General features: G+C 60.4%; 14 protein-coding genes and 1 tRNA gene. 10 read left to right on the top strand and 5 right to left on the bottom strand.

What is annotated here, in order from left to right:
* Window positions 1-112: 112 nt before the first annotated feature.
* Window positions 113-197 (top strand) — tRNA-Leu (locus AC1DE4_RS27475).
* Window positions 198-273: 76 nt separating this feature from the next.
* Here AC1DE4_RS27475 and AC1DE4_RS27470 read toward each other — a convergent pair.
* Both AC1DE4_RS27470 and AC1DE4_RS27465 read right to left on the bottom strand, forming a co-directional pair.
* Window positions 274-1,125, bottom strand: a complete 852-nt coding sequence (locus tag AC1DE4_RS27470) for a Hint domain-containing protein (protein WP_192241135.1) — start codon at window positions 1,123-1,125, stop codon at window positions 274-276.
* A 360-nt stretch (window positions 1,126-1,485) separates the two neighbouring features.
* Window positions 1,486-2,616: a glycosyltransferase family 39 protein gene (locus AC1DE4_RS27465; RefSeq protein ID WP_246779247.1), complete on the bottom strand. Its 1,131-nt coding sequence runs from the start codon at window positions 2,614-2,616 to the stop codon at window positions 1,486-1,488.
* A 278-nt stretch (window positions 2,617-2,894) separates the two neighbouring features.
* On the opposite strand from AC1DE4_RS27465, the gene AC1DE4_RS27460 reads away from it, so the two are divergent.
* The 3 genes from AC1DE4_RS27460 (at window position 2,895) to AC1DE4_RS27450 (ending at window position 5,899) form a co-directional block, all read left to right on the top strand.
* Window positions 2,895-4,646 (top strand): cation:proton antiporter domain-containing protein, encoded by a 1,752-nt coding sequence (locus AC1DE4_RS27460; RefSeq protein WP_169681341.1) that lies wholly within the window; start codon window positions 2,895-2,897, stop codon window positions 4,644-4,646.
* A gap of 121 nt (window positions 4,647-4,767) precedes the next feature.
* Complete coding sequence (locus tag AC1DE4_RS27455) at window positions 4,768-5,364, top strand: YqaA family protein (RefSeq protein ID WP_018857816.1); 597 nt, start codon at window positions 4,768-4,770, stop codon at window positions 5,362-5,364.
* A 22-nt stretch (window positions 5,365-5,386) separates the two neighbouring features.
* Window positions 5,387-5,899 carry a disulfide bond formation protein B gene (locus AC1DE4_RS27450; protein ID WP_018857815.1) on the top strand — a complete coding sequence of 171 codons (513 nt, stop codon included), beginning with the start codon at window positions 5,387-5,389 and terminating at the stop codon, window positions 5,897-5,899.
* Between the two features lie 21 nt (window positions 5,900-5,920).
* On the opposite strand, the gene AC1DE4_RS27445 is transcribed toward AC1DE4_RS27450, so the two are convergent.
* On the bottom strand, window positions 5,921-6,478 hold the full coding sequence (locus AC1DE4_RS27445; protein WP_007790722.1) for an HNH endonuclease: 558 nt from the start codon (window positions 6,476-6,478) through the stop codon (window positions 5,921-5,923).
* Window positions 6,479-6,589: 111 nt separating this feature from the next.
* Complete coding sequence (locus AC1DE4_RS27440; protein ID WP_113472148.1) at window positions 6,590-7,276, bottom strand: DNA-3-methyladenine glycosylase family protein; 687 nt, start codon at window positions 7,274-7,276, stop codon at window positions 6,590-6,592.
* Here AC1DE4_RS27440 and gluQRS point away from each other — a divergent pair.
* A complete protein-coding gene (gluQRS, locus tag AC1DE4_RS27435; RefSeq protein WP_018857813.1) occupies window positions 7,275-8,156 on the top strand; it encodes a tRNA glutamyl-Q(34) synthetase GluQRS in 882 nt (293 codons plus the stop codon). The two genes, AC1DE4_RS27440 and gluQRS, sit on opposite strands and share 2 nt — an antisense overlap.
* Here the strand turns inward: gluQRS and AC1DE4_RS27430 are convergent.
* The gene (locus tag AC1DE4_RS27430) at window positions 8,121-9,035 is read right to left on the bottom strand and encodes a YihY/virulence factor BrkB family protein (RefSeq protein ID WP_018857812.1); all 915 of its coding nucleotides are present in this window, start codon (window positions 9,033-9,035) and stop codon (window positions 8,121-8,123) included. The genes gluQRS and AC1DE4_RS27430 overlap by 36 nt on opposite strands.
* A 77-nt stretch (window positions 9,036-9,112) precedes the next feature.
* On the opposite strand from AC1DE4_RS27430, the gene AC1DE4_RS27425 reads away from it, so the two are divergent.
* The 5 genes from AC1DE4_RS27425 to AC1DE4_RS27405 all read left to right on the top strand — a co-directional run bounded on the left by AC1DE4_RS27425 (window position 9,113) and on the right by AC1DE4_RS27405 (window position 12,526).
* Complete coding sequence (locus AC1DE4_RS27425) at window positions 9,113-9,946, top strand: SDR family oxidoreductase (protein WP_018857811.1); 834 nt, start codon at window positions 9,113-9,115, stop codon at window positions 9,944-9,946.
* 20 nt (window positions 9,947-9,966) lie between these two features.
* Window positions 9,967-10,170 carry a twin transmembrane helix small protein gene (locus AC1DE4_RS27420; RefSeq protein WP_018857810.1) on the top strand — a complete coding sequence of 68 codons (204 nt, stop codon included), beginning with the start codon at window positions 9,967-9,969 and terminating at the stop codon, window positions 10,168-10,170.
* A gap of 25 nt (window positions 10,171-10,195) precedes the next feature.
* The gene (locus AC1DE4_RS27415) at window positions 10,196-10,774 is read left to right on the top strand and encodes a cob(I)yrinic acid a,c-diamide adenosyltransferase (protein ID WP_018857809.1); all 579 of its coding nucleotides are present in this window, start codon (window positions 10,196-10,198) and stop codon (window positions 10,772-10,774) included.
* A 42-nt stretch (window positions 10,775-10,816) separates the two neighbouring features.
* On the top strand, window positions 10,817-11,605 hold the full coding sequence (locus AC1DE4_RS27410; RefSeq protein WP_062373575.1) for a rhomboid family intramembrane serine protease: 789 nt from the start codon (window positions 10,817-10,819) through the stop codon (window positions 11,603-11,605).
* A gap of 171 nt (window positions 11,606-11,776) precedes the next feature.
* Complete coding sequence (locus AC1DE4_RS27405; protein ID WP_477883990.1) at window positions 11,777-12,526, top strand: electron transfer flavoprotein subunit beta/FixA family protein; 750 nt, start codon at window positions 11,777-11,779, stop codon at window positions 12,524-12,526.
* The last annotated feature ends 85 nt before the right edge of the window (window positions 12,527-12,611 follow it).

The raw sequence follows: 12,611 nt of genomic DNA, 5'->3' as shown, positions 1-12,611 counted from the left end.
CCGGCCGAACGTCGCGAGCCGGAAACTCCAACAAATCAAGCCGAGAACTTCGCCCGCCGTCTTGCGCGCGCGGGCGAACGCATGCTAGACAGCCGCCTCGTCGGTATCCGTTGCCCCATTGGCGGAATTGGTAGACGCGCTCGACTCAAAATCGAGTTTCGAAAGAAGTGCTGGTTCGACCCCGGCATGGGGCACCATCCCGACAATACGCCAGTGATTTGACTTCATATTTTTGGTGTTTTGTCTCAAGCACGCAAAACCTCGAAATCAGTCTCACAAGGCGGACAGCCCTTTGGCTTGCGCATTGATCTTCCCGCAGGCATCCTCGAACGGATCACGCATTGGCACCAGAGGCGAGGCGCCGAGGAGAAGAAGGGCTTTCAGATGTTGCCATCCGCCTTCCTCGCCCAGAACCGTCGCATAGGGTGTCATCGGCTCGCGTAGCTCACCAGCATACAGGCGTTCGTATTCCGCGAAATTTCCGAAATTATCGCGATTGCTGTCAGAGGGGTGGAAGGTTTCTGCCGCAGCGCCTTCAGCAAGGATTACTTGGTGTGTCGCGAGCAGGACGGCGTAATACTCAATCGTCATATCGTCGCGCGGTGCGATCGGCGCGATTGTTGTGCCGTTTACGAGATCCTTCACCCGGATAAGTACGCCATTCAGGAACAGAGCATGGCCGGGTGACAGGTAGAGATCGGAATGTGGCGTGCCATCGCCCAGTGCATCACGTGCCACTCGAATCGGTACGACGCCTTCCTGCCAGCACGCGCCTCGCTTCGTAAATACCTGCCGACCGACCCACTTGATAGGGCTGGTTTCTCCTTCCAGAAGAACAACGCGATCCCCCGTCTGCAGGTCCTCGACACGCTTTTCGCCGCAATCCGTAAGGATTGACGTCCCACGCAGAAAGCACTGTGCACCCCCCGACTTGCCATTCCCGCCGGAGTTCCCGTTCCCGTTACCCCATCCCAAATGCAGGCCCTCGGCTCTCACCGGCAAAGACGACGCTGCCATTGCAAGGGCTGCCACGCTTGCAACGCGAGCGCCGGCAGCGGCCGCCACTCCCAGAAACCGTCGGCGCGCGGTATTGCGTGGCAGATTCGGATCTTGGAAATAAGGCATCCTGACGCTCCTTGCTACGAACAGCGTTGGACAATCGATAATACGCCTTCCACCTTTTCTCGCTAAGTCGGTAGAAAGGCTTAGTACGAAACGTGCTCGTCCAGGGACTGGAGCCTCTCGTCCAATGTAGGGGCTGTGAGGCGCGCTTTAGCCGATGAATTCGGGCCCGCGACAGACATCGCGGAGAAGGACATAACGATCCCGTAAGCTATTGCTATGTCTGATAATTTCGAAGGGTCATAATTTCGCGCGCTTGCCACACCCCGGCATGCGGCAGCCACTGGCAGATGCCACGCAAGATCAGCGCTCGATCCGCTCCGCCCGCGTCTCGGCAAGACGAGCGGCATCGCATGACATGCTTTAGTGGAAGCTCCCAACGAAAACGACGCCCAAGGAGATAAAGATCACCGCCCCCACAAGCGCGACAAGCTTCCCGATTGCGCCGGGGACCTGGACACCTGAGGCCTCGACCTTGAATGCCAGATAAAGCGGGAACGCCACGAAGAAGATCGAGATCCACTTCGGACGCATGATCGTCGCATCGACGGCGAGCATGATCCCGTAGACCAGAAACATGCTGATGACGAGCATCCGGCCGATGACCCTCGTCCATTCGCTGCTGGTGCCAAGGATCGTCCGGATATGGCCACGATAGACAATGGCGAGGATAGCGAGCGTCAACGCCGAACATTTGACGATCGCTCCCAACAGCTCCCAGGCCGCAACCACTTGCTCGGGCATCCCGGCGCTAGCGGCTGCCCGCAAATTTTTCAGCGTGTCGCCGGTCGCCAAATCCAGATGGGTCACGATCCAATAAACATGCGGGGCCGCGACGATGAGACCAACCGCGATGGTCACCGCCAGCCGCCAGTTGAAGACCAATCGCCGCAGGCCAGGTTCGAGAAGGAGCGCTGCAACCGTCGCGACCGGGACGATCGCAAAGTTGTACTTGGCAAGGAATCCCAACCCGGCTGCTGCGCCGAGAAGTGCATAATTGCCGGTCGACGGTCGTTCCGCCATCAATGCCAGTACGTAGAGAAAGAACGCGACGACAGCGAAGGCGCCGACGCTGTGAGTTAGATCCCGCTGCGAGAGCAGAAAGACCACAGGCAGGCTCAGGAAGCCGATGGGGGCGATCCATGCAGTTTCGCGCTTGCCCATCACCTTGCGGGCCGCGAGACAGAGAAAGATGCAACTCAGCAGCAGCGTCCCGTTCTTTACGAAAGCCAGCGTGTCGACAGAGGCGCCGAAGATCTTGGCGAAATAGTAGAATAGCCAGTCGTAGAGCGGCGGCTGGTCGCCGTAGCCCAGTTGCAAGGCATGCGAGAGCCTGATCTGCTCTGCCTCGTCGGACGCCAGATCGCCGCCACGCAAGAGTCGAAGAACGAAGCTGGCGCTAAAGTATGTGGCGAGCAGGAGCACGGGCAGGAGTGTGCTTAGACGCGTGGCACGCCGGGTGGAAAGGTATGAACTATCAACAGTATCAGTCAACTTCTGCCCCGTATGCGCCCGGTCTAAACGAGTATTCAGGACGAAGATATGCAACTACTCTAATGGAGAGTATAGCGCTTCACCTGCAATTTCAGGGGTTCTCCAGCATCGTTCAGAAGCTGGGTGTTGCCGCAGGGCAACGCTTTCTCATCTCGTCGTTTGCAACATTGCTGCCTCAATCGGGCTCTACCCAGCAATTGGCCCGACGCGGCAAATCAACTGTTTAATTTCTTCGGCGTTTCGGCCACACTGCGCCCGCCAAGAGGGAAAGCGCACGCGTGCATCAGGAAGTATCGCTTATTGCAACAGTTGCCGTGAGTTTCGTCTGCGCGGCGATACTCGGCTATCTCGCCGATCGAGTGCGTCTGCCGCCGCTTGTCGGATACTTGTTTGCAGGCATCGTGATGGGCCCTTTGACGCCCGGCTTCGTCGCTAATGCCGAGCTTGCCAGCCAGTTGGCGGAGATGGGCGTCATCCTGTTGATGTTCGGCGTTGGCTTGCATTTTTCGACCGCCGACCTGCTTGCCGTGCGCGGGATTGCCGTGCCGGGCGCAATCGCGCGGATCGTCGTCGTTACCCTGCTCGGTATCGGGCTCGCCAGCTGGTGGGGCTGGAACCTTGGGGCGGGAATCGTCCTTGGACTCAGCCTGTCAGTAGCAAGTACGGTTGTGCTGTTGAAAGCCCTGGAGGAGCGGAACCTGCTCAACTCCGCCAGCGGCCGCGTCGCCGTCGGCTGGCTGATCGTCGAAGACCTTGCCACGGTCCTGGCACTGGTGCTTCTGCCTGCCGTCGCCGAATTGCTCGGTGGTCATGCGACCGCGGGCGGCCTTGCACACAACGCCGGGCTGCCGCTTCCGCTGACGATAGCGCTGACGCTGGTGAAGGTTGGTGCCTTTGCGGTCATGGCAATCTTTCTAGGGCCGAAGATCGTCCCTTGGCTCCTGACGCTCGTGGCGAGAACCGGTTCGCGCGAACTTTTCACCCTGACGGTCCTCGCAATAGCGCTTGGCATCGCGTTCGGCTCGGCGAAAGTCTTCGGCGTTTCGTTTGCGCTCGGCGCCTTCTTCGCAGGCGTGGTGATGAGCGAGTCCAACCTCAGCCATCGGGCCGCAGCCGATTCGCTGCCGCTTCAGAACGCCTTTTCGGTGCTGTTCTTCGTCTCGGTCGGCATGCTGTTCGATCCGTCGATCCTGGTGCGGCAGCCGATGGCTGTCATCAGCGCGCTGGCGCTGATTGTCGTCGGCAAGACCATCGTCTCCTTCCTCATCGTCGTCATGCTTCGCTATCCGATCGGCATGGCACTGACCGTGTCAGGCGGACTGGCGCAGATCGGCGAATTCTCGTTCATTCTCGCCAGCCTCGGCGTTTCTCTCGGGCTGCTGCCAAGTGACGGGCAGGACATCATCCTCGCATCCGCCATCATTTCGATCACGCTCAATCCGCTCGTCTGCTTGGGTGCCGAAGCGCTGCATACCCATGTGCACACCAGATGGCCGGTGCTCAGCAATCGCTTCGGTCGCCGCCGGCACGAGGCACTCGGCCGCGAGCTTGAAAAAATCCGAGCGATCAACGAGGCCCGCGAGCACAAGCATCAGCTCGAGATGGAAGAACTTATCGAAACCTTCCCGCTGTTTGCCAAGGTCGATGAAGATTCGCAGGAGGAGTTGCTGCTCCTCTTTCGGCCGAAATCGGCCTTGCCGGGCGAACGCGTGGTGCGCAAGGGCGACCGAGGCGATGGCATGTATTTCCTGTCATCGGGCGCAGTGGAAGTACAGCTACCGGGCGAGCCGATCCGGCTGGAGCCGGGCGCGTTCTTCGGCGAGATGGCGCTGCTCAGCGGCGGACGACGCACCGCGGACGTCGTTGCCGTGGATTTCTGCCAGTTCTTTGTGCTCGAAAGACGTGATTTCAACATGTTCACGGCAAAGCATCCCGTTCTGCGTCAGGCCGTCAGCGAAATGGCGCGCGAACGAACCGAAATGAACGTCATGCGGCAGAAGACAGATCAGCCCTCCAGCGTCGACTCCTGAGCTCATCGCCGCCGTTTGATCACGAAGATTTTTGGCACGTCACCCTACGAACGACACAGCAAGCATTTACAGCGGCGCAGACGCCCCATAAAGCTCATGCGCTCGAAGCGAAAGGATCGGAATGCTCCGCAGACTCTACGACTGGACCATGTCACTCGCGGGCCGGAAATCGGCCGAAGTCTGGCTCGCCGTTATAGCCTTCGTCGAAAGTTCTGTCTTTCTGGTTCCTGCCGACGTTCTCTACCTGCCGATGGGGCTCGCAAAGCCGGAACGCGCCTATCGCTACGCGCTGGTCGCAACCGTTGCATCCGTCCTGGGCGGCATCGCCGGCTGGGCGCTCGGCTACTATGCCTATGATGCGATCGCTCGCCCGGTTCTGGAATTCTACGGAAAGCTTGGCGCCTTCGAGCAGCTCAGGCTCTATATCCACGATGAGTGGGAAATCCTGCTGTTGCTGCTCGTCACCTCCGGCCTGGCGCATCTGCCGCCGATCAAGGTCGTGACGATCCTTGCCGGCGTCATTCACATGAACCTCGGCTTCTTCGTTATTTCCGCGATCATCGCACGCGGTGCCCGCTTCTTCTTCCTCGCCTGGCTGCTGCGCCGCTATGGCGAGCCGATCCGCCACTTCATCGAGAAGCGCCTTGCGCAGGTTACAGGCATTGTTGCCGCCGTCGCCATCGCCCTCGGGATTGCCTATAAACTACTTGCCCACTGAGCTATTCGCGCGGAGTCCGTTCATGCCTGCCTCGTTTTCCCTTGCTCGCCCGGTCGTCGGCTACTCGCTGGTGCTCGCACTAGGCATGGCGGTCGTCGTCGGAACTGCGCTTGGTTTTCAATATATCGGCGGCTACATCCCCTGCGCGCTCTGCCTGCTGCAGCGCCAGCCCTACTATTACGGCATTCCGGTCGCGATCCTCGGCGCGGTTGCCTCCGCAGTCGGCCTTCCGAGCTGGATCGGCCGGGCATTCCTGCTTGCCGCCGGCATGCTTATGATTGTCGGCGCCGGCATGGGCGTTTATCACTCCGGTGTCGAGTGGCAGTTCTGGGAAGGACCGGCGACCTGCTCCACGACGGCAGGCAGCATGACGCAGAATGCCGGCGACCTGCTGGGCGAGCTGAACAGCATCAAGGGCCCCTCCTGCACAGACGCCGCGTTGCGCGTCCTCGGCCTCTCCTTCGCAGGCTGGAACGTGATCACAAGCCTTGTCCTGGCGGCTTTCGCCTTCGTCGGCGTCCGTAAGACGGCCTGAGCCTGTCTGAGTAGAGACTGATCAGGGCTGCAGTTCGCTATCCCAGTAGAGGTAGTCGAGCCAGCTGTCGTGCAGGTAGTTCGGCGGGAAAAGCCTGCCGTTATTGTGCAGGTCTTGCACCGTCGGCTGGTACGGCTTCTGATTCGGGAACATGCCTGCCTGCTTCGGCAGCTTGCTGCCTTTTCTCAGATTGCAGGGGGAGCAGGCAGCAACGACATTTTGCCATGTCGTTTCGCCGCCATGGGCACGCGGGATGACGTGGTCGAAGGTCAGGTCATCGTGCTCGCCGCAATACTGGCATTCGAACTTGTCGCGCAGGAACACGTTGAAGCGCGTAAAGGCCGGGTTGCGGGAAGGCTGGACATAGGTCTTGAGGCAGACGACGCTCGGAAGCCGCATCGAAAAACTCGGCGAAGATACCGAATGCTCATATTCTGCAATGATATTCACACGGTCGAGAAATACCGCCTTGATCGCGTCCTGCCAGGACCAAAGCGACAAGGGGTAATAACTCAGGGGCCTGTAGTCAGCGTTCAGGACGAGCGCTGGCAGGGCCTGGGGGGAGACTGCAATCGTCAAGGGACTCTCCTGATCGATTCGGCATCTGCCCTCTTATATTAGGCCGGTTGTGACGGCATTGTGAAGTCTAATAAATTCAGGCATCAATCCTTGTATTTACTGCACGGTCACTCAGTCGACCGGCAGCATACCGCGACCGAGCTTGACGGCGTAATAGGCCCAGAATAGCCTCGCCGCGATCGATCGCCACGGTGACCATCCACCCGCCATGAACGCCAGCTCGCGAGCAGCTGGGCGAGCGCCGAGATCGAATGCCGCAGCCACGGCGTTCTGCAGGGCGACGTCGCCGGACGGAAAAACGTCCGCATGGCCGCCGCAGAACATCAGATAGACCTCGGCGGTCCAGGGACCGACGCCTTTGAGAGCCGTAAGCTTGGCCAGCGCCTGGTCGGGCGGCAGCGCAGAAAGCGCTGCAAGGTCGAGACGGCCCGAGGCAACCGCCACGGCAATGCGCGACAGCGTTTCGGCCTTGGCGCGCGAAAGACCGAACTCCCGCCAGGCCTCCGGATGGAGAAGCACATAATTATCAGCCGTCAGCACGCCTTCGCTCGGCCGCATCCGTTTCCAGATCGCTTCGGCGCTGGCTCTCGACACCATTTGCGAGACAATAATGTGCGCGAGCCCCTCGAATCCCGGTTCGCGCAGCCGCAAAGGAAGCGGGCCAGTCTCGGCCGCAATGGCAGCAAGTCTCGGATCCAGGTGAAGCAGCTTCTCCAGCCCTTCTCTCACGTCATCGTCGCTGCGAATGATCAACACGCTTCCTCGCGATCCCATCGAATCCGTGGCAGAAGAAAGCATGACCGCGATTCCCCGTCAAAAGCCTGTCTTTCGTTTTGCGCCAAGCCCCAATGGCCCGCTGCATCTTGGCCATGCACTTTCTGCCTTTCTGAACAGAGACATGGCGGCGTCCGCAGGCGCACGCTTTCTGCTGCGTATAGAAGACATCGACCTGACCCGCTGCACACCCGAATTCGAGGCCGGCATTTACGCCGACCTCGAATGGCTCGCCATAGACTGGGAACGACCCGTGCGGCGGCAGTCGGAGCATTTCGCCGAATACCAGTCGGCGCTTGACCGGCTGGTCGACCTCGGCCTCGCCTATCCCGCCTTCATGACGCGGGGAGAGATCAAGACGCGCGTTGCCGCCGCCGAAGCCAATGGCACCCCCTGGCCGCGAGACCCCGACGGCTCGCCGCTCTATCCCCCCGACGATCGTCAACGCGCCGATTTCGACCGACGGCAGCTTCTCGCATCAGGCGTGAAACACGCCTGGCGGCTCGACATGAGCAAGGCTTTGGAGGCTGCCGGCGAGGCTCTTTTCTGGGAGGAAACAGGATACGGCGACCGTGGCACCATCGCCGCAAATCCAGGCGCGTGGGGAGACGTTGTCCTGTCGCGGTCGGATGCGCCGTCGAGCTACCATGTCTCGGTCGTCCTCGATGACGCGCTGCAGGGGATCACCCATGTGGTCCGTGGGCTCGATCTCTTTCACTCAACCTCGGTGCATAGATTGCTGCAGACGCTGCTCGGCCTGCCGGCGCCTGTCTACCATCACCATCGCCTGATCACCGATGAGGACGGACGCAAGCTTTCGAAGAGCCGAAGCGACACGGGGCTTTCCGAACTTCGCGACCGCGGCCTGTCACCGGCCGATATCCGTCACCTTGTCGGGCTTTGACGCCTTGGCCTGACCTCTGCCCAGGAAATTGTTCTTGAAGATCGCACGCACGCGGAACTTCAGGAGGGCGGCATTGATCTCGGCGCCGACAATGAAGATGACGCCGACCATATAAAGAAAGATCAGCACGATCATCACCGATGCCAGGCCGGCATAGGTCGCCGTATAATTGGCGAACGTCGCGAGGTAGTACGCGAAGATCAGGGCTCCCACGAGCCAGAGCAGCAGCGTTACCAACACGCCTGGCGCCACGTCGAATACCCGGCGCCGGCCCGCCGGCAGCCATAGGTGAACGACGAAAAGGCCGATAGTCAGCATGAACAGCGTGCCGTAGACGCGCCAGCTGAAAACAACCTCGAGCGTGTCGGCAAACAGCGGAAACCAATAGCGCGCGTAGTTCAGGGCAATCGGCACCGCCACCAGCAGGACGCTGACGGCGGCGAAAATGACCACGGCGATCATGACAAAACCAAGGCTTGCCAGGCGGGTGAGATACCACGGCCGCGTTTCCTGGACACGATAAGCGCGATTGAGCGAGATGCGCAGCGCCTCGACTCCGTTCGAAGCGAAGTAGGCCGCCGCCAGCACGGACACGGTCAGCAGGCCGCCGCGCGGTATCGTCAGAACCTGGATTACCTGATCGACAAGCGGCTTGGCGATCGCCTCGGGCCAGGTGTCGAAGATGAGATGTATCGCCCTGTCCGAGAACTGGTCAGCGCCCAGGAAGGTCGCCAGTGTCGTCCCAAAGATTAGAAATGGAAAAACGGCGAGAAGCGTCGACAACGCGACATGGCTCGCCATCGCGAAGCCGTCATCCTCTATAAGGTGGCAGATAGCGTCGTAGACCACATCATAGAAGATGCGCATTATCTTCGGCATTCCGTCTCCCGGCTTTGATCGTTGTGTCGCCCGTTCGAATATGGGAAACCACTCCTATTTTGTACAGGAATCATTCCATGTCGGATCAGCGCACCATCATCGTGACCGGATGCTCTTCCGGGATCGGCGCGTACTGCGCCCGCGCGCTGAAGGCCGATGGCTGGCGGGTCTTCGCCACCGTGCGCAAGTTCGATGATCTGGCCGCCCTCCAAGCCGACGGCATCGAGGCCCTCCGCATGGACTATACGCGGCCCGATACGATCTCGGATCTCGTGCGCGACGTCAGCGAGCTGACGGGCGGACGCATCGACGCGCTGTTCAACAACGGGGCCTACGGGCAGCCCGGCGCCGTCGAGGACCTGCCGACCGAGGCTCTGCGCGCCCAATTCGAAACGAACGTCTTCGGCTGGCACGAGTTGACACGTCAGGTCGTGCCGCTAATGCGCAAGCGTGATCAGGGGCGGATCGTCCAGTGCTCGTCGATTCTCGGTGTCGTGCCGTACCGCTTCCGCGGCGCCTATACCGCCTCCAAATTCGCTCTCGAAGGCCTCAGCATCAGTCTTCGCATGGAACTGCAGGGTAGTGGCATTCACGTGAGCCTGATCGAGCCGGGCCCGATTGCGTCTCGCTTTACGGCAAATGCGCTCGTAAAAATCCACGAGCACATAGACGTCAGGAACTCGGTCCATGCGGCAGATTACCGCCGCCAGCTTGCGCGTCTTGACGGCTCGGGGCGCCCCAATCGACATAAGCTTGGTCCGGAAGCCGTTTATACCGTACTGAAGCACGCATTGAACTCGAACAATCCGAAACCACATTACCCCGTAACCACGCCGGCAAAGCAGGGCATGGTGTTGAAAAGGCTGCTGCCTGCAGACCTTTTCTATCGCCTGATGCGCTGGGTGGACTAATCAGGAAAGCCAAAGCCAGCATGTCCACGGTCACCTATATTCTCGCGATTATTGTCATGGGCATTGTCGCCATCGTACTGATTCGCGGTCTTTTCAACATGATGAAGGGCGGCAATCCGAACCTTTCCAACAAGCTGATGCAGCTGCGCGTGCTCCTGCAGGCGATCGCAGTGCTCCTCATCATGCTGACACTCTGGCTGACCGGCGGCGGCCGCCCTAGCTAAGGCGGAGAAAAAGAAGGGGGTAGACATGGTAAGGCTCAACAAGATCTACACGAAGACCGGCGACGACGGCACGACGGCCCTGGTTTCCGGGCCGCGTCGGCTGAAATACGATCTGCGTGTCGAAGCCTACGGCACCATCGATGAAGCCAACTCCGCGATCGGCGTCGCGCGGCTTCACATGCAGGGCATGCCGGTCCTGGACCGAATGCTGACACTGATCCAGAACGATCTCTTCGATCTCGGCGCCGATCTTGCAACGCCGGACGATGGCAAACCGCCCGCACACGAGCCGCTGCGTATCGTTGAAAGCCAGGTCTCGCGGATCGAGAACGACATCGACGAATTGAACGCTGACCTGCAACCTTTGAGATCTTTCGTGCTGCCGGGCGGTCACTCGGCTGCCGCTCATCTTCACCTCGCCCGCACGATCGCGCGCCGCGCCGAGCGGCTGATGGTCGAGCTTGCCCGCACGGATGGCGAGGTCGTCAGCGATGCCGCGTTGAAATACGTCAACCGCGTTTCGGACTTCCTGTTTGTCGCGGCCCGCCACGCCAATGACCGCGGCCATGCGGATGTGCTTTGGGTTCCGGGAAAAAACAGGTAGGCTCCTTCCCGACTATGTGGCGCGAACGCCGGGGCAGGCTTCATGTTCATACCGCTGCACGATGCCAATACGCTGAAGCATATCAAGGTCCAATGGGTGACGATGGCGCTGATCGCGGTGGATTTCGCGGTTTGGCTATTCACCGGGGTGGTCGCCAACGAGTCCGCGTCGCAGGCAACGATTGTCGGCCTGGGCTACATTCCCGCGGTTGCGTTTAACCACGCCAGGCTGGCGCCGGCGCTGGCCCTTATCCCGGAACCGCTAACCTACATCACCTATTCCTTCGTGCATTCCGGCTTCTGGCACCTTGCGCCGAACATGGTTTTCCTGTGGGTCTTTGGCGACAATGTCGAAGATGCGATGGGGCACTTCCGCTTTCTTATTTTTTATCTGCTCTGCGCGGCCGCCGGCGCTCTTGTCCATGGCCTTGTGGGGCCGACATCGGAAGCGCCGCTCGTGGGCGCCTCGGGCGCGATCTCAGGCGTGGTCACCGCCTACGTCGTCTTGCATCCCCGTGTGAAGGTCTGGGTGCTGGTGCTGATGCGCGTCCCGCTGCCCTTGCCGGCCTTCGTGCCCCTCCTTCTCTGGATCGGCCAGCAATTCGTGATGCTGGTCTTGGAACCCGACGGCAGCATCTCCTGGGGCGCCCATGTCGGCGGCATCGTCGCCGGAGGCCTGTTGGTCCTTCTGATGCGTCGCCGCGGCGTCCCTTTATTCGATCGGGAGGTCGTCACGCCCAGGGCTGTCAAAAACCGGCCAGCCGCCAACCCGACGATGGTCGTGACGCCCGGTCAACAGCTGCGCCCGCGCCTGCCTTGGGACAAGCAATAACTCCAATATTGACGTGAACGTAAGCGTAATATATCCACGGGATCAATTTGCCTATCTGCGCCATGGAAGCGTTGTGTTTGGAGGAAAAACGCGTATCCATGTCGCCATTCGACAATCGGAGCAGCGCCGAAACGCGCATTTTCTTGGCGAAAGAGTTGAAGGAAGGACCCCATGAAAATTCTCGTCCCCGTGAAGCGGGTGGTTGATTACAACGTGAAGATCCGCGTGAAGCCGGATGGCACAGGCGTCGAGCTTGCGAATGTGAAGATGTCGATGAACCCGTTCGACGAGATCTCGGTCGAGGAGGCGCTGCGGCTGAAGGAAGCCGGCAAGGCCGAGGAGGTGATCGTCGTCTCGATCGGCCCGGCCAAGGCCGAAGAAACGCTGCGCACGGCACTTGCCATGGGCGCCGACCGCGCCATCCTGGTGGAGACCGACGATCAAGTCGAACCGCTCACTGTGGCCAAGATCCTCAAGGGCGTCGTCGACGCCGAACAGCCGGGCTTGATCATCACAGGCAAGCAGGCGATCGATGACGACAGCAACCAGACCGGCCAGATGCTGGCGGCCCTGCTCGGCACGGCGCAGGCGACCTTCGCCTCGAAGATCGAGATCGGCGACAGCAAGGCCCAGGTAACCCGCGAGGTCGATGGCGGCCTGCAGACGATCGAGGTCAAACTGCCGGCCGTCGTCACATCAGATCTGCGCTTGAACGAGCCGCGCTACGCCTCGCTGCCGAACATCATGAAGGCGAAGAAGAAGCCGCTCGACAAGAAGACGCCGGCCGACTTCGGCGTTTCCACCGCGCCGCGTCTGAAGGTGCTGAAGACCGAGGAGCCGTCCGGCCGCAAGGCGGGCGTCAAGGTCAAGTCGGTCGCCGAGCTGGTCGAGAAGCTTAAAGTCGAAGCCGGCGTGCTTTAAAGGTTCGAGAAAGGGAGATATATCCATGGCCATTCTTCTTCTGGCTGATCACGACGGCAGCCACCTTTCCGACCAGACCGCCAAG

The sequence above is a fragment of the Rhizobium sp. 10N414 genome (genome assembly GCF_056394785.1).
This window is presented reverse-complemented; position numbering and strand designations above follow the sequence as displayed.